Raw genomic sequence first — 21376 nt, forward strand, 5'->3', positions numbered from 1 at the left:
CGCGGCGACTTCCAGCAGGGTGCTGAAACAGACCTCCCTGGCTCTGGGTAAATCCTCCCAGGCAAACCAGGAATACACGCTTGATTTGTGACCCGAACATCCCTGCCCGGGACAACAGGTTGCCAGCTGCTGCCCACCGCCTCAATAGGCCGGGCGGTGATCTGCCAGCACCAGCCAGCCGCGAATCACCCGGTATACCACCCACACCCAGCTGATCCCCAGGATCAGAAAGCCGATGCCGAAGACCCACACCGTTGCCCAGCCCACCACAATCCACAGCAGGCTGAACCAGAAGGTGCGGATCTGCCAGCGAAAATGGGATTCGGCCATGGTGCCGCGCACGTCGCCGCGCTTGAAGTAATTGATCAGTACGCCAATAAAAAAGGGAATGGCTGTAAATAGGCTGATGGCCTGGATGACGTATACCAGAGTGGCCAGGTCGCGGCCGGCCTGCTCGCGCGTTTCTTGACTCTTATCGGGAAACTGCTCAGACATATTATTATCTCTCGGGTAGGGGATGCACCTATAGTGGGGTCACCGGAGGGATTTGCAAGCGACTTGCGGTGGAGTGTTACTATTGCAGGGACCATTCGGTGTGGACGTTTTCCTCCCGCCACCGGTTGAGTTCCCGCATAGAAGTCCGCATCAGGTTCAGCATTTCCGTGCGCTGTTGACGACAGGCCTCCCGCTCTTCGCTGGCGGCCAGGCGGGCACCGAGATCCTTCAGTGCGGCGGCGATGGCTTCCAGACCGGCCTCCTCGGCCGAACTGCTGAGGGATTTCGCCAGCTCTTCCGCATCGGGCCAGTGGCGCGCTGTGAGCAGGCGGGTCAGCTCCGTCATGCGTTTCGGCAGAGCGGCGGAAGCTGCGTTCAAATAATTGGCAAATGCCTGGTGTCCCAGCCGGTCGCGCTTTTGTAGCAGCCTGTCGATATTTAAAAAACGCCGCCGCTGGCCGCCGGCTGTCTCTTCGGGACGCGCCCTGTGCGCTGCCCAGTCCAGCAGTTTGGCAAGGCTGGATTCCCGCACCGGTCGCGGCAGTATGCCGGTAAACCCGCGCTCCAGAAATTCCTCCCTGTCCCCGGGGCGCGGCGCCGATACCAGCGCGAAGGTAGGCAGGTCACCGCCGTGGCCGCGCTGGATTTTTTTCACTACATCGGCACTGCTCGCCAGGGACAGCTCAGTGTCGATCAGCACCAGATCGAACGCCTTTTGCGCGTCTGTAGCGAAATCATCAGTGCCACTGCTTTCCCTCTGCACCCGGTGGCCCCGGCGCTCCAGTGCCCGGGCGATGGGCTCGCTTCCCTGATCCGCAAGCAGCAGTATCGACAGGCTATGTTTTCCGGTGGTCGCCGTGGTTGCGGTGTCCTCTGCGCGATTTAGATGGAAAGTGTCCAACTGAGCCAGATTCCGTACCTGCTTGAGGGATGCTTTGAGCCCTTGCAGCTGGCGCACTGCATCCTGCAATTGCGCACCGCTCGCCCACCCCTGTTCATGCAGTGCCGTTTCAAGCGTGTTCAGCAGAGAATCCACCGGTTTGCTGAGATGGTGCAGTGCGATGCCCCGCAGGTCGGAGTTTTCCTGGCGCAACAGCTCTATGGTTTCCTGGGCTTGCCCCAGCGTTTTGTCCCTGGAGGACGATTTGCTGTTCAGGGCGCACAGGCGCCGGTAGATATCATCCCGCTCCTGGGAGAGCCGCGCTATTTCCTCACCGTGCTCAGTGTTGGCACAGGATCGCTGAACCCGCAACATGGCGGCATAGCTGGCGGCCAGCACTATGCCAATGGTGGCCAGGAGCAGCCATGAAATAGGCACCCAGGTGTTGGCGTTAAGTGACAGGGGCAGTGAGTGTGCCATCGCCGGCGCAGACACGGCTCCGGCGAGGGGCGGGACCAGTTTGGTCCAGAGCCGCAACCCTGGAATAAAGCTGCCCGGAAAGTGGCTGGCTATCGTCATCCTTGTGCCCACTTATCAAAACCTGGGCCAAATCCTGCGACCCGATGCTCGTTGTTGGGGCGGAGGCCCCGACCGGCCTCAAACAATTGTTTCCGCTGAGAGGCTGGCCCGGCTCCGGCTGGCGAATCCATTGCCGGTCAGTGCGGTCTCCGGACATACAGCCGGCCGGTGAAATAACTGCAGTTCCCGCTACCCCCCGTTGGCAGCGTTATTTCTGCAGTCATAGATACTGCAATCGACCTCTTCGCTCAAGGAGAATGTATCCAGATTCCGCGAGTCAGGGCTCAAAAGGCGCCAGGAATTACTTTATGGCGTGAGAATAAATGAATGGCCTGCTCCGACGGTCATTGCTGCGGCAAGCCGCTCACGCTCTGGTGGCCGTGTGCCCGCCCCTGCCCTGGGTTACCATGGACTCTATCGCACGCCTGATTCGGAGGAACAATGTCACTGCGGTTTGCTGTTCTTACCTTGCTGGATATGGAGCCGGGCAGTGGCTACGACCTGAAGCGCCGGTTTGAGCGCAGCGTGTCCCATTTCTGGAGCGCCAGCCATCAGCAGATGTACCGGGAGCTGCGCAAGCTGCACCAGGATGGATTGTTGGATTGCAGTGTACAGCCCCAGGTGGGCAAGCCGGATAAAAAAGTGTACCAGCTCACCGATGCCGGCAGAGAGGCCCTGCGGGACTGGGTACAGCAACCGGCGCCCGCACAAAAAATCCGCGAGCCTTTTTTAGTGCAACTGTTCGCAGGCCACCACCTGGACCGGGAGCAGGCCCGCGCGCTCATCCGCCGGCAACTGGACCAGCACCGAGCCCTGCTGGCGGCTTATCGCGAGCAAAAACAACGGGTGCAGAGTCGCGATATAGAGCTGCAGCAGCGTTTCTGGCTGGCTGGCCAGACGCTGCAACTGGGCATAGAGGTGGAGGAGACCCGCCTGCGATGGGGCGAACGGCTCTTGCGGCAGCTGGAAGAGGGCCCCTAACTCGGTTGTTGAAAAATATTTTTCCGCAACCGGCAAGCGCCGGCATCCCCGGCGGTCACAGGGCAATTTTTTCCAGCACCAGACTGCCCACGGAATAGCCGGCACCGAAGGAGCAGAGAACCCCGCGGGCACCGGGGGGCAGATCGTCGCTATAGAGGTTGAACGCAATTACCGAGCCGGCGCAGCCGGTATTGGCGTAGCGGTCCAGCACTATGGGTGCCCGTTCGATACTCGCCCCACTGCCCATGAGTTTTTTTGCGATCAGGTTGTTCATATTGATATTGGCCTGGTGCAGCCAGTAGCGCTGTACCTCGGCCGGCTCCACACCCAGCTCGCGCACATGGGATTCGATGTGCGCCGCGGCGATGGGGCAGACTTCCTTGAACACCTTGCGGCCGTTCTGGTGGAACAGCTTGCCGGGGCCGAAGGGGTCCACGTCGGCGGCGCGGGCGGTATAGCCGAAGTTGGAGCGGATGTTGTTGGAGAACACTGTCTTGGCTTTGGTACCCAGGACTTTCCAGGCGGTGTCTGTGTGACAGTCGTCGCACCGCTCGACCACACTGGCCACCGCCACGTCACCGAAAATGAAGTGGCTGTCGCGGTCGGTGTAGTCGACCTGCGGCGAAGCCAGTTCCGGGTTGATCACCAGGGCGGTGCGGGCGGCACCGGAGCTGATGGCGTCCACCGCCCGCTGCAGCGAGAAGGTGGCGGAAGAACAGGCGACTTCCATATCGAAGGCAAAGCCGTCGATACCCAGCGCAGCCTGGATTTCTATGGCGATGGCTGGGTAGGCCCGCTGCAGATAGGAAGCGCCGACAATCACCATATCGATGTCGCGCGGGGTTTTGGCCGCTTTTTCCAGCGCCAGCCGCGCGGCCTTCAGACCCATTTCCGCCTGCATACAGAGTTCGTCGTCGCGCCTTTCCGGTAGGTGTGGGCGCATGCGTGTGGGATCCAGAATGCCCTCACGGGTCACCACATAACGGCTTTTGATCCCGGATGCCTTCTCGATGAATTCCGCCGAAGAGGGCGGCTTCGCGGCTAGGGCGCCGGCCTGGATCTGTGCCGAGTGGGTGTGGTTGTACGCCTCGGCATAGGTGTTGTACGCCTCCACCAGTTCTGTGTTACTGATGGTTTCAGGGGGCGTCCACAGCCCCGTAGCACTGATCGCCACGGCCCGCGGCAACTTATTTTGGCTCATTGCAGTGTTCCCGGCCCGCGTCCGACGGCGCGCGGGCGTCTTTCAGTTGAGTTCACCTGTTGGCGCGGCGGTCGCCGCACCGGAACTATTGAGTTGCCGTCCTTGAAATACTGGCGCAAGCAGGCGGGTTCGTGGGGAAAATACTGCTCCAGTCCGTGTCGCTCCGACTGCCATGCGGCTGGCGGACTGACATAGGTGCAGAATTGTGCGGGTAATCTATCGGCCGGTCTATTTGTGCTCGAGACGCTGAGTCAAGGGGTTCTGGCCAGGGCGTAGGCACTGACCCGGGCCGCCCCGGCCCGCCGCAGCACATCTGCGGCGGCATTGAGTGTCGCGCCAGTGGTTATCACATCGTCCACCAACCCCAGGTGCAACCCGGCCACGGGATGCCGCACGCGAAAACTGCGGCGCAGATTGCGCAGCCGCTGGGCCCGGCTCAGCTGTTGCTGGGCTGTGCCCGGCGTTAACTTGCCCAGCAGCCGCGGCGCGACGGGAATCCGCCAGTGGCGGCTGAATTCTGCCGCGATCAGCTGTGCCTGGTTGAAACCCCTCTGCCACAGGCGTCGCCAGTGCACGGGAATCGGCAACAACAGTTGTGGGCGCAGTTCGCCCCTGGGTTCCAGGCACCCCGCGGCCACAAATGACAGTGTGCGTCCGGCCGCCAGATCGCCCTGATATTTAAACCGTTGCAGTAGCTGCGCCACCGGATAGGCGTAGTGCCAGGCGGCCTGGGCGCTGGCGAAGGCCGGAGGGTACTGAATGCATTGAGGGCAAATGGCCGCCGCCGGTGGCAGCGGCAGCGCACAAACACGGCAGCCTCGGTCCAGTGTGGGCAGCTGGTCCCGGCAGTCGGCGCAGAGCCCACTGCGCGCGGCACGGGCAACCCCGCACAGCAGGCAGTTGCTCAATTGTTGTGACAAGAACTGTGCTATGGCTCGGTAAACCATTCTCAGGCCTTTTGGTTGACAGCTCGGCGAGGGTCGCTAGACTGACGACGCCCGGGTCCTTTTGACCCCTCACAAACCCCCACCCCGGATTTGCCAAAGTGTCATCAGCATTAGGGAGACTAGCGCCCGTGACCGCCGCCCAGCAACTAGCCGCCACCCGCCACGACTGGACCCGTCGGGAGATACTCGATCTGTTTGCGCTGCCTTTCAATGACCTGATGTTTACCGCACAGGGGGTTCACCGGGTGTACTTCGATGCCAATCGGGTACAGGTGAGCACCCTATGTTCCATTAAAACCGGTGCCTGCCCGGAAGACTGTGCCTACTGCCCCCAGAGTGCCCGCTACGATACCGGGCTGGAACGGGAGAAGTTGATGCAGGTGGACAAGGTGTTGCAGGAGGCCCGCGCGGCCAAGGCCGGGGGTGCCACCCGTTTCTGTATGGGCGCGGCCTGGCGCTCGCCAAAGAAAAAGGACATGCCCTATGTGACGCGGATGGTCCGCGAGGTAAAGGCGTTGGGAATGGAAACCTGTATGACCCTCGGCATGCTGGACGATGACCAGGCCAGTGCGCTGGCCGACGCCGGCCTCGACTACTACAACCACAACCTGGATACCTCGCCGGAATACTATGGCGAGATCATCACAACCCGCACATACAGTGACCGCTTACAGACACTGGAGCGTGTGCGGGCGGCGGGTATGAAGGTTTGCGCCGGTGGTATTGTGGGCATGGGGGAGGAAGTGGGGGACCGCGCCGGGCTGCTGATGCAACTGGCGAATCTGCCGCAGCATCCGGAATCGGTACCCATCAATATGCTGGTCAAAGTGGCCGGTACACCGCTCCAGAATGAGGCGGACCTGGACCCATTGGAATTCATTCGCTGTATCGCGGTCGCCCGTATCACTATGCCCAGATCCCATGTGCGCCTGTCCGCCGGCCGGGAGCAGATGAGTGATGAACTGCAGGCCCTGGCCTTTCTCGCCGGTGCCAATTCGATTTTCTACGGCGAAAAGCTGCTGACTACCGCCAACCCGCAAACCAACCGGGATATGCAGCTGTTCGGCCGCCTTGGTATTCAGCCGGAGGAGTACCGGCAGTACGCCGACGAGGCGCAGGTGGAGGAAAAACTCTCGGCGCAGATAGCCGAGCGGGAGTACGACCCCTATTTCTACGATGCCGCCCGATGAAGCCCGCTATGGCGCTGCGGGAAACCCTGCGTCGGCGCCTTCTTGAGCGCCGCGAAAAGGGCCTCTACCGGGAGCTGAGAACCCTCGCTGCGTCACCCACACCACTGGCAGAGGTGGATGGTGAGCCTCTGGTGACCTTCAGCAGCAACGATTATCTCGGCCTGGCCACCCACCCGGAAGTGATTGCCGCACAGCAAACCGGGGCCGCACTGGGGGCCGGTGCCACAGCTTCCCACCTGGTCAATGGCCATCTGCACATTCACACGGCGCTGCAGGAAAAAATCGCCAGGCTCACCGGGCGCGAGGCGGCGCTGGTGTTCTCCAGTGGCTATATAGCCAATGTGGGTACCATTTGTGCGCTGGTGGCGCGTGGTGACAGTGTCATTTCCGACAAGCTCAACCACGCCTCCCTGATCGACGGTGCCCGCCTGTGTCGCGCCAACAGCCTGCGCTTTGCCCACAACGATCTGAGCGCGCTGGAGCGCCGGCTGCAGCGGGCGACGGCTTCTGTCGGTAATACCCTGGTGGCGGTGGACGGCGTCTACTCCATGGATGGGGACTGCGCGCCGGTGGCGGAAATCGCCCAGTTGTGCCGTGCCTATGGCGCCTGGCTGATGGTGGATGAGGCTCACGGTTTCGGTGTGCTGGGCAGTCAATCGCTGCCCAGCGCGGGCAGCGCCTCCAGAGCCGGTCTGTGTCAGGATGCCGTGCCGGTGCTGATGGGCACCCTGGGCAAGGCGGCGGGCAACGCCGGCGCCTTTGTGGCGGGTTCCCGGGAGTTGATCGATTATCTGGTGCAGTTCGCACGACCCTACATATACACCACTGGTATGCCGCCGGCCGTGGCGGCCGGGTCACTGGCGGCGCTGACGGTCATGGAGCGGGAACCGCAGCGTCGGCGGCGGCTGCACAGCAATATCCATTATTGCCGCACCCGGGCGCAGTCCCTGCAGTTGCCATTGAGCCCCTCCGGGACCGCCATTCAGCCGCTGCTGCTGGGCTGCGAGAGAGAGGTGCTGTCCGTGGCCGCGGGACTGCGGGCACAGGGTTTCCTGGTGGGCGCCATCCGCCCGCCGACGGTGCCCGCCGGCACTGCACGGCTGCGAATCACTCTCAGTGCCAGTCACAGTGAGGGGCAGATAGATGCACTGCTGCAGGCGGTGCGGGCGCTTCTGCCCGGCTCCCGCACCGGGGAGTCTGGGGCCCCGTGAGCGCGGTGCAGTCTCTGGTGTTGCTGCACGGCTGGGGCGGCGACTGCCGCTTGTGGCAGCCACTGCTGGAGGTTTTGCAGCCCGGCCTGGCGATACCGGTGATGTGTCTGGAGCTGCCCGGCTTTGGTGCCCGCTCGGCCGATAGCTGGCCCGAGGACCCTCTGCTGGATGAGTCGGTTCTGGCGCAGCTGCCGGCAGACTGTGTACTGGTGGGACATTCCCTCGGCGGTATGCTCGCCACCCGCCTGGCTGCGTCGGCCGGTGAAAGCAGGATTCGCGGTGTGATTACCATCGCCGCCAACGCCACCTTTTTGCAGCGGGACGACTGGCCGGGCATGGCGGAGACCACCTTTGACGAATTCCGCCGCGCTCTGGCCACCGACGGCCCCAGGACCTGGAGGCGTTTTTGCGGCCTGCAGGCCAGTGGCGATGGGGCTTCGCGCCAACTGTTGAGCCAGTTGAGACAGTGGCGCCCGCCCGCAGTGGGCGCGGCCTGGGCCGGTGCGCTGCAGAGTCTGGGGCGCTGGGACAATCGCCCGCTGTTGCGGGTGGCAGAGGGATTGCCGGTGCCGGGGCTGCATATTTACGGGGAGCGCGATGCGCTGGTGCCGGTTGCCGCTGCGACACAGTTGCAGTCCCACGGTGCGGCGGTGGAACTGTTGCCGGGCTGTGGCCACACTCCGCATATTTCCCGGCCGGAGAGGGTGGCGACGCTGGTCGAAGGGTTTTTAGGCAGCATCGGGCAGCCGGGCGCAGAGGATAGCCATTTGCCGCAAAAGGCACCTTTTGCCAAGGGCGCAGTGGCGCGGTCCTTTGGGCGCGCGGCAAAAAACTACGATGCCGCTGCACATCTGCAGCGCGCCGTATGTCGCCAGTTGATGGCCGGCGTCGGTACCGGTTGGCAGCCGGAGCGGATTCTGGATCTGGGCAGTGGCACCGGCTACGGCAGCGCCGGGCTGCGCCAGCGGTTCCCCCGGGCCGAAATCATTGCCCTGGATATCGCCGAGGATATGTTGCGACTGGCCCGAACCCAGCGCCCGGCGGCGGACTTCCATGTGGGTGGGGACGCGGAACAGCTGCCACTGGCAGACGGCAGTGTCGATCTGATTTTTTCCAATATGGCCCTGCAGTGGTGCTGCAACCTGGAGCGACTGTTCGCGGAATTGCGGCGGGTCATGGCGCCGGGAGGCCTCTGCCTGGTGTCGACCCTGGGGCCGGGCACCCTGAGCGAACTCAAGCACAGCTGGGCTCAGGTGGACGGCGGGGTGCACGTCAACCGTTTTTCCTCCCGGGAGGAGTGGCTCGGGGCGGCGTCCGCGGCGGGGTTAGCGGGCGGCCTCCACAATGAGCAGCGGCTTCTGCACTTTGCCAGCGCGCTGCAGTTGATGCGTGAACTGAAGAGCATCGGCGCCGGCAATGTAAACCGCGCTGCCGGGCGGGGATTAACCAGCCGCGCCAAGCTGCAAAAGGTGCTGGACGCTTATGAAAATTTCAGAACAGGCGCCGGCCTGCCCGCCAGTTACGATATCTACTACCTGAATTTGCGTGCCCAGAGCGCCGGAGCTGTCGGTTCCGCTTTGAGCGGGGGAATTGAGCAGGCTGCCCCTCAGGGGTAGATAGTGATGGGGGTGGGTGTTCGCACCAGCGACCAGATCTCGTCCATTTGGCGGTTGGTCACCGCAATACAGCCATCGGTCCAGTTCATCCGTGTAAGCTGTTTTTCGATCCCCGCCCACTGTGGCTTCTGACCGTGGATCATGATGTCGCCGCCGGGATCCACTCCCAGCCGGCGGGCGCGGGCGCGGTCGGCGGCGTTGGGGTAGGAGATATGGATGGAGCGGTAAAAGCGGCTCTTGGGATTTTTCCAGTCCAGCGTGTAGCGCCCCTCGGGTGTGCGTTCATCCCCCTGGCGGACCTTGTGTCCGCGAGGATTGTCGCCAAAAACAACTTTATAGCTTTTGACCACACGGCCATTGCGCTTCAGCTGCATCAGCGATTTGGATTTGTAGACCACTACTTCGTCCACCGGCTTGACGGTGGCGAAGGACAGCAGCGGGGCTAGCATCAGGCAGACAAAAGCAAGGTATCGCATGGTCTTGGTAAAGCGCGGGTTGAAATAGTACGGCATTGGCCAGTTTCGCGCCGGAGGGTTTGGCTGACAGCTTTGTCCGATATCGGTGGCCGGGTTTATGCCCGGGTAAGCTGCGCCGCATTATCAGCACCCCGGGTTATAGGGGCGCTCCGGCTGATCAATAATTGATCTAAGTGGGCAATTTATCAGTAAACTGGTGGCGTTGAAAGAGGCGACAGTAAAAAAGAACCCGGGGGAGGGTTGTTTGTGACCAGAACATTCTTTGTGGCCGGGACCGATACCGAAGTGGGCAAGACCTTCGTTACCGGGGCCCTGCTACACAATGCCGCCAGGCGGGGGCTGAGCACCGGGGCGGTCAAGCCGGTGGCCTCCGGCTGTGTGCCCAGCCGGGAGGGGCTGCGCAATGCCGACGCCGAATTGCTGCAGGCGGCGATGACACTGGAGCTGCCCTACCAGCAGGTCAATCCTGTGGCGCTGGAACCCGCCATAGCGCCCCACATAGCGGCCCGGGAGGCGGGCATCACCCTGGGTGTGACGCCCATGGCCGGGGCCTGCCAGGAGGTGATGAACACCGGTGCCGACCTGGTATTGATCGAGGGTGCCGGCGGCTGGCGCACCCCGCTGGGGCCGGGCACCTTCCTGTCCGATTTGCCGCGGGAGCTGGATATTCCTGTGATTCTGGTGATCGGCATGCAATTGGGTTGTATCAGTCACGCCCGGCTGACCGCGGAGGCGATTCATTGCGACAGCCTGCGGCTGGCGGGCTGGGTGGCCAACTTTGCCCGGCCGGGTATGGCCCGCCCCGATGAAAACCTCGACACACTAAAGGGCCTCTTGGCGGCGCCGTATCTGGGCACTCTGCCCTATGATGAAACTGGAGATTATCGCGCCAACGCCGCCTGTCTGGATTTGGCTCCACTACTGGGCAGTGAACCGGAGGCGCCCGGAGCCACATAGGTCGCCCACCAGTCCCCACCCTGTGGTTGACACAGGATCGCTTCCCGCCTAGATTCAAACGATCGTTTGAAACGCTTGAATGAGGGGGCGGAGGCATGGCTGACTACAAGGCGCCGTTGCGGGAGATGCACTTCCTGTTGCACGAAGTTTTTGCTGCGGATCAACTCTGGGCACGACTGCCCGGGCTTGCGGATACCGTCGACCGCGACATCGCCGATGCAATTCTGGCGGAGATGGCCAAGCTCGCCGCCAATACCCTGGACCCCATCAATCGCTCCGGTGACGAAGAGGGTTGCCAGTGGCAGGATGGTGCGGTTTCCACACCCGGGGGCTTCAGGGAAGCCTATGCCACCTTTTGCGAGGGCGGCTGGGGAGCGCTGCTGGGCAACCCGGAATACGGCGGTATGGGCATGCCGAAAATGTTGGGTGCCCAGGTGGAGGAAATGATCAATGCGGCCAATATTTCCTTCGCCCTTTACCCGGTGTTGACCAACGGCGCCTGTCTCGCCATCGATACCCACGCCAGCGAAGCCCTGAAGGCGCAGTACCTGCCAAAAATGTACCAGGGCACCTGGGCCGGGGCCATGGACCTGACCGAGCCCCATGCGGGCACCGACCTGGGGATCATCCGCACCAGGGCGGAGCCTCAGGATGACGGCAGCTACAAAATCACCGGCAACAAGATTTTCATCACCGGCGGCGAGCAGGACCTGGCGGAAAACATCGTTCACCTGGTATTGGCCAAGCTGCCGGACGCACCCCCCGGGCCCAGGGGTATCTCCCTGTTCCTGGTGCCCAAGTTCCTGCCCGACGACCAGGGCAATATCGGTGCGCGCAACGCTGTACACTGCGGCTCCATCGAGCACAAGATGGGCATCAAGGCGTCCGCCACCTGCGCCATGAACTTCGACGGAGCCAGGGGCTGGCTGGTGGGTGAGGTGAACAAGGGCCTGGCGGCCATGTTTACGATGATGAATTACGAGCGCCTGGGTGTTGGTATTCAGGGGCTCGGCGGCGCCGAGCGCTCCTATCAGAATGCGCTGGCCTATGCCCGTGAGAGACTGCAGAGCCGCTCGCCGGCTGGGCCCCGGCACGGCGACAAGATTGCCGACCCGATTATCGTGCACCCGGATGTGCGCCGCATGCTGCTTACCCAGAAGGCGCTGATCGGCGGGGGCCGCGCACTGTCCACTTATGTGGCGCAATGGCTCGATATCGCCAAGTACGGGGAGGGGGAGGAGCAGCGCAGGGCCGAGGCGCTGGTGGCGCTGCTCACCCCGGTGGCCAAGGCGTTTTTTACCGACAAGGGCCTGGACTGTACCCTCATTGGCCAGCAGGTGCTGGGAGGCCACGGCTATATCCGCGAGTGGGGCCAGGAGCAGCTGGTGCGCGATGTGCGTATCACGCAGATTTACGAGGGTACCAACGGTATCCAGGCGCTGGACCTGATCGGCCGCAAGACGGTCGCCAACGGCGGCGCCCTGTTTGAGGTGTTCGCCGAGGATGTGCAGGAGTTTATCGACCTGCATGTGGATCGGGAGTCCCTGGCGGAATTCATCCAGCCCCTGGCGACAGAGCTGCAGAGGTTGCGGGATGTGACCGGACGTGTCGTCACTGCGGCCGCAGAGGATCCCCATGCGCCGGGCGCCGCCTCGGTCGAGTACCTGCACCTGTTCGGCTATGTGGCCTATGCCTATATGTGGGCGAAAGTGGTCGCAGTGGCAATGCCGAGCAGTGAAAGCGATGGCTTCTATGCCGCCCAGGTGAAAACAGCGCGGTTCTTTTTTACCCGCCTGCTTCCCCAGACACGGGCGCTGGCGGCCAGTGTCGATGCGGGCAGCGACAGCCTGATGGACATAGATGCGGAGCTGTTTTGAGTTCCCTGATCCCACGGGGTGATTTCCTCCGGGGCTTTAGCGCTGCGATGCTATTTGCTTGCAGGTTGCTGCAAAGACCTTCACGACCAATGAAGTAGTTGCACACTTGATTTGCGGCTCGAATCTCCCCGCTCGGAGTGAGGTGCGGTGCGGCTCAGTTGAGGTCCACCGCATATTCGCGCAGCAGAGCCAGGGGTATTACCTGCAGGGCTTTGATGTGGGTACACTGCAGGTAAACCCGGGGTGCGGCGTCCCGCTGGTAGGCTTCCAGCCAGCGGGGTGCGCACAGGCACCAGCGGTCGCCGGGATTGAGTCCGGGAAAACCGGATTCCGGCACCGGGGTGCTGAGGTCGTTGCCGCGCTGGCGGGAGAACTGTAAAAATTTCTCTGTGACCGCCACGCACACCGTATGGGATCCGAGGTCCTCGGGGCTGGTATTGCAACAGCCGTCGCGAAAAAAACCCGTCACCGGACTGGTGCAACAGGCCAGCAGTGGATCGCCAAATACATTTACCGAAATGTCTTTTTGCATCGCATTGTCACTGGGGCCCTTCCCCCTCCAGTAGTGCCATATCCGTCAGCAACCAGTGCCAACCCCGACGGGAAAAAAACAGCCGCAGGTGGGGGTCCTCCGCCTGACCAAAATCCACAGCCACCCTATCCAAGGCCAGGTAGCGCCAGCGCTGCAGTTGCCAGTGCCGGGTCTCGTCCGCCGAAGCTTCAGCAGCGTCGTCGTTTGCGCTTGGCGGTGGGTATAGCTCCCGCTCAAATTGGTGCAGGCTGTCACCGCCGGACAAAATATCGGCGATACCCGCCGGTGTGATCAGGCCCCGCAACACGGGGGTGATAAACAGGCCGGAGCCGGCGGTGACCAAGTCGCCAAACTCCGGGGGGAAAGCGTCGCCCACGGAAGAGCGCAGTTGAGCCTGCAGCCTCTGCTTGAGATTTTCACGCAGGCGGGGGAAGTCCACCAATTGCTCAACCCCCTGTGTATCCTGCAGCCTGGCTGCTTCCACCAATTGGCCCGCGGCATAGCGGGGCATCGCCATATAAGTCACGGTGACGATGGCCAGTAGCAGCAACAGGCCGACAAGCAGTTTTTTCATGGACTCCGATTTCCGTAAAATGGGATTTGCAATTCTATCGTGGGCGCCTGCAGGGCCCAATTGCCACGGGCTAGTGGCGCGCCATTGTTCACGGTCAGTGAGTGTGCCATAGTCCCGGCTGGGGAATCGATAACAATCACAATTTGCGCATAGGACATCGAGTCATGACAGATATTTATAAGGCGCCGGAGTCTGATCTCACTACCGGCGAGGAAAGCGACAGCTTTGGCTCACTGGAAAAGGGGCTTGCGGGGGACTATTCAATCGAAATCGGTGCCGTCTTTGGCGAGGCCTGGCAGCGCACCAAGGGCCACAAGGGCCGTATCTTGCTCGCGGTGCTTTTATATATTGTGGCTTTGGTGGCAGTGAGTTTTGTTGCGGGCGCCATCACCGGTTACAGCGCCTTTAATCCAGAAACAGCCGGCGATGGCCCTGTTTCGGGCCTAGTGGGCGGGGCGCTTCTCTACAACCTGCTGGTCACTGTGGTGACGGCGCCGTTGACCGCTGGTTTCATGATGATCGGGGTCAAGGTGGCGCGCGGCGAGAGCGCCGCACCCACGGAGGTGTTTGCCCATTTCGACAAGCTGCTGCCCCTGGCGGTGGTCAGCATCCTGATGACTATTCTGGTTACCCTGGGCATGCTCCTGTTGGTGCTGCCGGGTATTTATCTGGCGGTGTCCTATTTACTCACTCTGCCATTAATCGTGGAAAAAGGCCTGGGACCCTGGCAGGCGCTGGAGACTTCCCGCAAGGCGGTCACCAAGCACTGGTTTGCCTTTCTCGGTTACATCATCGTCAGTATTCTGCTGTATATCGCCGGTGCGCTGCCGCTGCTGCTGGGCCTTATCTGGGTGCTGCCGATGCTGGCCATCGCCTACGGCGTGGTCTACCGGAATGTGTTCGGCGGTCCTGAACAGCAGGCGTAACAAACCGGGGGCCAGTGTTGCTGGACACCATCTGCGAGGTCGAGACTCCTGAGGGCATCGATTTGCGTGCGCGGGTCGCCGGGCCGGTACCGCGCATGCTGGCCTTCGCCGTGGACCTTTTGTACCGCAGCCTGATACTGATGGCCCTGTCGATCGCACTGGCATTTGCGGGTCGCGCCGGCTGGGGGATCTGGTTGCTGTGCTTCTTTCTGTTGGAGTGGTTCTACCCGGTTTTCTTTGAAGTGTTGCGCGGCGGCCAGACGCCGGGTAAAAAAGCTTTCGGCCTGATGGTGGTCAACGACAACCTGACCCCGATCTCCTGGGGCGCTTCAATACTGCGGAATCTGCTGCGCTTCGCGGATTTCGTGCCCTTCGCCTACGTCGCCGGCATTGTCAGTATGACCCTGAGCCATCATTTCCAACGCCTCGGCGACATGGCGGCCGCTACCCTGGTAGTCTACCGGCAGGTGGATGCCGCCCCGCTGCCGCTGCCGGAGGTTGTACCCCTGGCACCACCGCGGGGACTGCAGCAGCAGGATCAGCGCGCGATCATCGACCTGCTGGAACGGCACCGGGAACTGAGTGAGGCGCGCCAATATGAACTGGCCAACCTGCTGCAACCGCTAACCGGAAAGAGGGACCGCGCCGCACTTAATTATTTGCGCGCCGTGGGTAACTGGTTGCTGGGGGCCCGCTAGGGGTATGAAACAGCGCGACTTTGAACATCGCCACGGTGCAACCTGGGAGGCACTGGAGGAGTGGCTGCGGCTGGGCAAGGATCCGGAGCCGGATCTGCCGGCGCTTTATCGCGGCCTGTGCCAGCAGCTCGCCATGGCCAAGGAGCGCAACTACACCAGCCAACTGGTGGACCGGCTCGATAAACTGGTGCTGGCGGCGCATCACCGCCTCTACCGCCAGCAGACCCTGCGCCGCAATATCTGGGCCTGGTATCTGTTGGCGGGTTTCCCGCGCGCAGTTCGCGCGCAGATAAATTATGTATGGCTGGCAGCCCTGCTGTTCCTGTTGCCATCCCTGGTGATGGGAGTGGGCAGTTACGTCAGTGACACGCTGATCTATACGGTGATGTCCCCCGCACAGGTGGTGGGGACAGAGGCCATGTATGACCCCGCCAACCGCGTGCTGGGGCGCGAGCGGGGTTCGGATTCCGACCTGCTGATGTTCGGCTTCTATATCCAAAACAATATCGGTATTGCATTTCGGACCTTTGCCGGCGGAATCCTGTTGGGGCTGGGTTCGATATTTTTTCTGGTGTTCAACGGTATTTATCTGGGTGCTGTGTTCGGCCATCTCAGCCGAATTGGCTTTGGCGTAACCCTCTACCCCTTTGTGATCGGTCACGGCGCTTTTGAGCTCACCGCTATCGTTTTCGCCGGCGCCGCCGGTCTGCGCCTGGGACAGTCGCTGATTGACCCCGGTGCCCAGTCCCGCCTGGATGCCCTGCGCAGTGCCAGTGTGGAGGCGATGCAGATTGTCTACGGCACTTTTTTAATGCTGGTGGCGGCAGCGTTTCTGGAGGCCTACTGGTCCTCGTCCACAAGTATTGCCACCGCCATAAAGCTGGGCGTGGGTGGCTTCCTGTGGCTGTTGGTACTGGGCTACTTTATGTTTGCCGGGCGCGGAGAAGTTTCCCGTGCAACTTGAGCGGCTGGTGGTCCGCGCGCGCCTGCGCTCGCCCTGGGAGTCTGTAGATCTCGGTATCGCCCTGGCGCGGGAGCATTGGTGGCCGCTGTTCGTGGTGTGGCTGCTGCCGGCTTCGGTGGTGTTCGCCGGCGCCGCGCTGCTGCTGTGGGATTCACCAACCTGGGGCCTGCTACTGGTGTGGTGGCTGAAACCGGTATTCGACCGGCTGCCCCTGTATATCATCAGCCGCGCCCTGTTTGGCGAATCTGCTTCGGTCGGCGGGGCACTGGGGCAGTTTTGGGCGCAGAACCGTCGCGATTGGATTGCCTGGCTCAGTTGGCGCCGCCTGAGCAGCACCCGCTCCTTTGATATGCCGGTTACCCTGTTGGAGCAGAGCAGTGGCAGTGCGCGGACTGCGCGTCTCGCCCTGCTGCATCGAAAACACGCAGGTGCTGCCGGCTGGCTGACCCTGGCTGGTGTTCACGTGGAACAGTTCCTGTCCCTGGCTGTGGTGGTATTGATTTTCCTTTTTATTCCCGCTGAGTTGAAAGCCCAGTTTGTACCCGAGGAGCTGGATGTCCAGTGGTGGTACCTGCTGACCAGTGATCATCTGCTTCTGAGGTGGTGTTTGAATTTTGTGTCGCTGCTGGCGATGGCGACTGTAGCGCCTTTTTATATCGCCAGTGGTTTCTGCCTGTATCTCGGCCGCCGCGTCGAGCTGGAGGCCTGGGATCTGGAGATACAGTTTCGGCAGTTGCGCGCCCGCGTACTGGACAGGGGGGCGCGACGTCGCTCCTCCGGGGCGACAGTAGCGCAGCTGTTGCTGCCACTGTTGCTGGTAATGGGGCTGGTGGCAGAAGTGCCGACGGTGCGGGCGGCCGAATCGCCAGCGGAGGCGCGGGAACAGATTGACACCGTCCTTGCCGGCGAGGATTTCCACCGTATGGAGGAGGTTTCCGGCTGGCGCTTCAAGACTGCTGAGACCCGCTCCGAGCAGTTTCCCCAGTGGCTTATCCAGTTGCTGGAATGGTTGGAGAACCTCTTTTCAGACAGCGACCCGCAACAGCGCGACGGTGACTGGGGCCCGCTGCTGGCCACGGTCATAGAAGTTTTTTTGTGGATGGTGGGTGTGTTCCTGTTGGCGTACCTGCTGTGGCGCTACAGGGCGCCGATTCTCGCCAGTCTGCGTCCCCGGCCCGGGGGTGAGTCGGAGGGTTCGCCACCGACCACGCTGTTCGGGCTGGATGTACGACCCCAAAGCCTGCCCCGGGATGTCTGTGCCGAAGTGCTGCGGCTCTGGTATGAAGGGCAGCACCGGGCCGGCCTGGGACTGCTTTACAGGGCCACGCTGGCGTACCTGATTGAGCGCTACGGGTTTGAGTTCGGCGAGCAGCTCACCGAAAGCGAGTGCGCCCTCCTTGTGCAACGGCGTGTGGCGGAGCGGCAGCAACCGGGGGACAGTTCACTGAACGAATTGGTGCAGCAGCTTACCCGGGCCTGGCAACAGCTGGCCTATGCCCACCGGATCCCGGACGGGGAGCGGGTGAGGGCACTGTGCGGCCGCTGGCGGGAGGTGTTTGCCCGTGAGCCCTAGACACTGGCTGATCGGCGCGGCGCTTCTGTTGAGTGCCATTGTGACCGGCTTGCTGTTTACCTTTATGGAGCGCTACACGGAGCAGCGGGATAACGGCTGGGGCGCGGAGGCGCGGCGCAATCCCTACCTGGCAGCGGAGCAGTTCCTGCAGGTCTCCGGCGTGCGCACCCGTAACGCCGGCAATGTGGCTGAGCTGGCTAGCCTCAATGACAACGATACCTTGCTGCTGGATGGAAGTACGCATATCTACAACCGGCAGCGGGCTGACCAGTTGCTGGACTGGGTCGAGGGCGGCGGCCACCTGGTCCTGGTGGCAAAACCGGAAGAACGGGACTGGTTGCTGGAGCGGATGGAGGTCTCCCTGGAGCCCGGCCGGGAACTTTTTGATTTCCACAACCCTCTGCGCCAATTCCTGGGGGACGACGCCGAGGCGTTTGCCGGTAAAAGCGCCAGTGAAATTCTGCGCGAACACAATCGCCGCAACCGCTCCGGTGGCGGGGATACAGAGCCCGGCGAGCCGGAGGAGGAAGCGCCCAGGGATCCGCCCGCAGATCCAGCCGACCTGGTGACTTTGGTGGATGCCCAGGGGCGCGAGTATCGCCTCTATTTCGACCCGGTTTACCTGCTGGAGCACCCGGGCCTGGAAGATTTGCAGTCGGAGCCGACATCCTGGGCCAGGATATGGCGCGACGATACCGGTGTGCCGTTTATGCAGTTCGAAAGGGGCAGGGGGCTGGTCACACTGGTGGCCGACGGCGGCATCTGGCACTCCAGCCGCATAGGCCATTTCGACCACGCTTACTTTTTGACACAGCTGTCCTCCGGGGGTGAATTTATTTTTGTCACCCGGCCACGCTTTGATTCCCTGTTGGTGCTGGCCGGGCGTTACGCCGGGGAATTCTTTTTTGCCGGCGCACTGGCGCTTATGGCCTGGCTGCTGTGGCGTTCGCGCCGTCTCGGGCCGGTGGTGGCGGTGCAGCAGCAGGCGCGGCGTTCACTGACCGAACACCTTGAGGCCAGCGGCCACTACTACTGGCGCGCGGACAGGGGACGTCAACTGGCGCAGCGGATTCGCACGCGGCTGTTGCGCCGCCTCGGTGGAGAGCAGTGCGACCAGTATGTGAAACGCCGGATTATCTCCCGGCTCCACCAACTTACGCATTTGACCGAATCCAACATAGCCGCCGCCCTTTGGGGAGAAGCTCCCCAGGGCGAAGAGGCTTTTACCCGGCAGATGCGCACTCTGCAGCAAATCGAGGCAGCCCTATGAACGACACTATTGACACAGGCGGCGCGCCAGCCGCTGATACAGCTGGCGCAGATGTGGACTGGCAGGCAGCCGCAACAGAATTGAGCCGCTTGCGGGAGTCCATCAACGGCCTGGTGATGGGCCAGGAATCTGTAGTAGACCAGGTGCTGGTGGCCCTGCTGGCCTCGGGTCATGTGCTGCTGGAAGGTGTGCCGGGCCTGGGCAAGACGTTGCTGGTGCGGGCTCTGGCCAGTTGTTTTGGCGGTGATTTCCGCCGTATTCAATTCACCCCGGATCTGATGCCTGCGGATGTAACCGGGCACGCCATGTACAACATGGCCGAGGGCCGCTTCGAAGTGCGCCGGGGGCCGGTGTTTACCAACCTGCTGCTGGCGGATGAAATCAACCGCGCCCCGGCCAAGACCCAGGCCGCCCTACTGGAAGTGATGCAGGAGCAGCAGGTGACTATTGACGGTGAGTCGCTGCCGGCTCCACAGCCGTTTATGGTACTGGCTACCCAGAATCCCATTGAGCAGGAGGGCACCTACCCGCTGCCGGAGGCGGAGCTGGACCGCTTCCTGCTCAAGGTCCTGATCGACTACCCCAGCCTGGAGTCGGAGCAGAGACTCGCTGCAGCGGCCAGCGGCGGCCGTATCGAGCAGCGCCTGCAGCAGCCACTGGGTGGCCACATGAGCCTGGCCCGGCTCCGCACACTGCAGCGGCAGCTGCCTCGGGTGGCGCTGGATCAGCAGGTGCTGAACTATGCAGTACGGCTGGTGCGCGCCACCCGAGAAAGTGTGCTGCTGCGCCGCAGTGCCGGTCCGCGCGCCAGTATCGGTTTGTTGCAGGCGGCCCGGGCCGAGGCGCTGTTACAGGGGCGGGAATTCGTCCTGCCGGACGACGTCAAGTCTATGGCCCTGCCGGTGATGCGGCACCGGGTCGGACTGTCGCCGGATATGGAAATCGACGGAGAAACCCCGGATACGGTCCTGGCGCAGATTATCGGGGCGGTGGAAGCGCCGCGCCTGTGAGTGTCGGAGTGCCGCGTCTGCCCGGCATGCGTCCCAGCCGCCGCCTGGTGACACTGCTGGGCTGCTGGTGCCTGGCGGCCCTGGCGATTGCCGCTGCGCGGATTGGCTGGCCGCAATTGGCGGGTGCAATCGGCAATCTCTGGTGGCTGGCGGGAGTGCTGCTGTGTGGTGGCGCACTCTTGGATGGTTTTACCGGCCGGCGGGTGCGGGGCCTGCGCGGGCGCCGCCGGGTGGCCGGCAACCTGGCCCTGGGTGTGGAAAACGTTGCGCTTCTGCAGCTGCGGAATCAGGGCCCGCGGCCGCTGGCCGTGGATGTTTGCGACCATTTGCCGCCACAGCTGGAAACCGGCGATATGCCTCAGCGGGCACTTTTACAACCGGGCGCCCAGGCGGAATTGCGTTACACCCTGATTCCCCGCCGGCGCGGCCGGGCCGCGTTTGGTCCCATCGAAGCCCTGGTCGACTCCCCCTGGGGGCTCTGGCAGCAGCGGGTGTACCTGGGGGTGTCGCAGACAGTGAAGGTCTACCCCAATTTCCTCGGTATTTCCTCCCTGCAGGCGATGAGCACCGAGCAGAGCCTGCGCCATATGGGTGTACACCAGCTGCAGCGCCGGGGGGAAGGGCTCGATTTTCGCCAGTTGCGGGAATACCGCCAGGGTGACAGCCAGCGCCAGGTGGACTGGCGGGCCAGTGCCCGCGTGCGCAAATTAATCAGCCGGGAATATCAGGACGAACGCGATCAGCAGATTATTTATATGCTGGATTGCGGGCGGCGCATGCGCGCTAAAGACGGCGACCTCAGCCATTTCGATCACGCCCTGAACGCCCTGCTGTTATCTGCTTACATCGCCATCAAACAGGGCGATGCGGTGGGGCTGCACGCCTTTGCCCACAGCGACAGGGGTGGGGATTTGCCGCTGCCACCGGTCAAGGGGGAGAGCGCCATGAACCTGCTGTTGAACCATGTTTACGATCTGCACTCCGGCACCGCCAGCGCGGATTTCTCTGGCGCAGCCCAGCGGCTGCTGGCCCGACAACAGCGACGCGCACTGATCATACTGGTCACCAACCTGCGCGATGACAACGGCGATGAGTTACTCGCCGCCGTACAGTTGTTGTCGCGCCGGCATCTGGTAATGGTGGCCAGTTTGCGCGAGACTGAGCTGGATGCACTGTGCGGCCGGACGGTAGAGAATTTCGACGACGCGGTAAAATTTGCCGCCACGGCGGATTTTCTGGCCCGCCGCGCATACCTGCTGCAACAACTGCAGTCGCGCAATGTGATCCTGGTGGATTCCGAACCGGCGCGATTGCACACTGCATTAGTGGCACAATACTGGCAGTTAAAACGCAGCGGTGTCATCTGAGCATCAGCGGCTGGGGTTCTAGGGCCCCGCTGAGGCAGTACTGAATCAATCA

Annotated in this window: 20 protein-coding genes; 13 read left to right on the forward strand and 7 right to left on the reverse strand. The window is 62.5% G+C overall.

The genetic code is table 11. From position 1 onward, the window contains the following. Positions 1-141: 141 nt before the first annotated feature. Together ABVT36_RS11230 and ABVT36_RS11235 are read right to left on the reverse strand one after the other, a co-directional pair. Positions 142-495, reverse strand: a complete 354-nt coding sequence (locus tag ABVT36_RS11230; protein WP_368456664.1) for a DUF4870 family protein — start codon at positions 493-495, stop codon at positions 142-144. Positions 496-574: 79 nt separating this feature from the next. Continuing rightward, positions 575-1954 carry a response regulator gene (locus tag ABVT36_RS11235; protein ID WP_368456665.1) on the reverse strand — a complete coding sequence of 460 codons (1380 nt, stop codon included), beginning with the start codon at positions 1952-1954 and terminating at the stop codon, positions 575-577. Positions 1955-2395: 441 nt separating this feature from the next. Between ABVT36_RS11235 and ABVT36_RS11240 the strand changes: the two genes are divergently transcribed. Beyond that, positions 2396-2935 (forward strand): PadR family transcriptional regulator, encoded by a 540-nt coding sequence (locus ABVT36_RS11240; RefSeq protein WP_367149513.1) that lies wholly within the window; start codon positions 2396-2398, stop codon positions 2933-2935. A gap of 55 nt (positions 2936-2990) precedes the next feature. Here the strand turns inward: ABVT36_RS11240 and ABVT36_RS11245 are convergent, their stop codons facing one another. Together ABVT36_RS11245 and ABVT36_RS11250 are read right to left on the reverse strand one after the other, a co-directional pair. Beyond that, positions 2991-4136 carry a beta-ketoacyl-ACP synthase III gene (locus ABVT36_RS11245; protein ID WP_368456666.1) on the reverse strand — a complete coding sequence of 382 codons (1146 nt, stop codon included), beginning with the start codon at positions 4134-4136 and terminating at the stop codon, positions 2991-2993. A gap of 251 nt (positions 4137-4387) precedes the next feature. Continuing rightward, positions 4388-5056 carry a ComF family protein gene (locus tag ABVT36_RS11250; RefSeq protein ID WP_368456667.1) on the reverse strand — a complete coding sequence of 223 codons (669 nt, stop codon included), beginning with the start codon at positions 5054-5056 and terminating at the stop codon, positions 4388-4390. Between the two features lie 155 nt (positions 5057-5211). On the opposite strand from ABVT36_RS11250, the gene bioB reads away from it, so the two are divergent. From bioB to bioC, 3 genes are read left to right on the forward strand one after another with little or no spacing between them, the layout of a single operon-like run. After that, positions 5212-6273 carry a biotin synthase BioB gene (gene bioB, locus ABVT36_RS11255; RefSeq protein WP_368456669.1) on the forward strand — a complete coding sequence of 354 codons (1062 nt, stop codon included), beginning with the start codon at positions 5212-5214 and terminating at the stop codon, positions 6271-6273. Then, a complete protein-coding gene (gene bioF, locus ABVT36_RS11260) occupies positions 6270-7484 on the forward strand; it encodes an 8-amino-7-oxononanoate synthase (RefSeq protein WP_368456670.1) in 1215 nt (404 codons plus the stop codon). The genes bioB and bioF overlap by 4 nt, the downstream gene beginning before the upstream one ends. After that, entirely contained in the window at positions 7481-9100 is a 1620-nt protein-coding gene (bioC, locus tag ABVT36_RS11265) for a malonyl-ACP O-methyltransferase BioC (RefSeq protein WP_368456671.1), read from the forward strand. The genes bioF and bioC overlap by 4 nt, the downstream gene beginning before the upstream one ends. Here bioC and ABVT36_RS11270 read toward each other — a convergent pair. Next, a complete protein-coding gene (locus ABVT36_RS11270; RefSeq protein ID WP_367149519.1) occupies positions 9091-9612 on the reverse strand; it encodes a murein L,D-transpeptidase family protein in 522 nt (173 codons plus the stop codon). The genes bioC and ABVT36_RS11270 overlap by 10 nt on opposite strands. 210 nt (positions 9613-9822) lie before the next feature. Here ABVT36_RS11270 and bioD point away from each other — a divergent pair, with 210 nt between their 5' ends. Further along, on the forward strand, positions 9823-10533 hold the full coding sequence (gene bioD / locus ABVT36_RS11275) for a dethiobiotin synthase (RefSeq protein WP_368456672.1): 711 nt from the start codon (positions 9823-9825) through the stop codon (positions 10531-10533). Between the two features lie 95 nt (positions 10534-10628). Next, positions 10629-12410, forward strand: coding sequence for an acyl-CoA dehydrogenase C-terminal domain-containing protein (locus ABVT36_RS11280; RefSeq protein WP_368456673.1), 1782 nt, complete (start codon positions 10629-10631; stop codon positions 12408-12410). 154 nt (positions 12411-12564) lie between these two features. Here the strand turns inward: ABVT36_RS11280 and ABVT36_RS11285 are convergent, their stop codons facing one another. Both ABVT36_RS11285 and ABVT36_RS11290 read right to left on the reverse strand, forming a co-directional pair. Further along, positions 12565-12942: a DUF2237 family protein gene (locus ABVT36_RS11285; RefSeq protein WP_367149522.1), complete on the reverse strand. Its 378-nt coding sequence runs from the start codon at positions 12940-12942 to the stop codon at positions 12565-12567. A gap of 7 nt (positions 12943-12949) precedes the next feature. Further along, a complete protein-coding gene (locus ABVT36_RS11290) occupies positions 12950-13516 on the reverse strand; it encodes a DUF2939 domain-containing protein (RefSeq protein WP_368456674.1) in 567 nt (188 codons plus the stop codon). Between the two features lie 164 nt (positions 13517-13680). Between ABVT36_RS11290 and ABVT36_RS11295 the strand changes: the two genes are divergently transcribed. The 7 genes from ABVT36_RS11295 to ABVT36_RS11325 are packed head-to-tail and all read left to right on the forward strand — an operon-like array spanning position 13681 to position 21324. After that, a complete protein-coding gene (locus ABVT36_RS11295) occupies positions 13681-14442 on the forward strand; it encodes a hypothetical protein (RefSeq protein ID WP_367149524.1) in 762 nt (253 codons plus the stop codon). Between the two features lie 17 nt (positions 14443-14459). Then, complete coding sequence (locus tag ABVT36_RS11300) at positions 14460-15140, forward strand: RDD family protein (RefSeq protein ID WP_368456675.1); 681 nt, start codon at positions 14460-14462, stop codon at positions 15138-15140. A 4-nt stretch (positions 15141-15144) separates the two neighbouring features. Next, positions 15145-16104, forward strand: a complete 960-nt coding sequence (locus tag ABVT36_RS11305) for a stage II sporulation protein M (protein ID WP_368456676.1) — start codon at positions 15145-15147, stop codon at positions 16102-16104. Next, entirely contained in the window at positions 16094-17677 is a 1584-nt protein-coding gene (locus ABVT36_RS11310) for a DUF4129 domain-containing protein (protein WP_368456677.1), read from the forward strand. Before ABVT36_RS11305 ends, ABVT36_RS11310 begins: the two co-directional genes overlap by 11 nt. After that, positions 17667-18947 (forward strand): DUF4350 domain-containing protein, encoded by a 1281-nt coding sequence (locus ABVT36_RS11315; RefSeq protein WP_368456678.1) that lies wholly within the window; start codon positions 17667-17669, stop codon positions 18945-18947. The genes ABVT36_RS11310 and ABVT36_RS11315 overlap by 11 nt, the downstream gene beginning before the upstream one ends. Next, positions 18944-19957 (forward strand): AAA family ATPase, encoded by a 1014-nt coding sequence (locus ABVT36_RS11320; protein ID WP_368456679.1) that lies wholly within the window; start codon positions 18944-18946, stop codon positions 19955-19957. Before ABVT36_RS11315 ends, ABVT36_RS11320 begins: the two co-directional genes overlap by 4 nt. Continuing rightward, positions 19954-21324 carry a DUF58 domain-containing protein gene (locus ABVT36_RS11325; protein WP_368456680.1) on the forward strand — a complete coding sequence of 457 codons (1371 nt, stop codon included), beginning with the start codon at positions 19954-19956 and terminating at the stop codon, positions 21322-21324. The genes ABVT36_RS11320 and ABVT36_RS11325 overlap by 4 nt, the downstream gene beginning before the upstream one ends. Positions 21325-21376: the final 52 nt, after the last annotated feature.

Origin of the sequence: Microbulbifer sp. TYP-18 (assembly GCF_040932045.1) — a bacterium.
Classification (GTDB): Bacteria; Pseudomonadota; Gammaproteobacteria; order Pseudomonadales; family Cellvibrionaceae; genus Microbulbifer.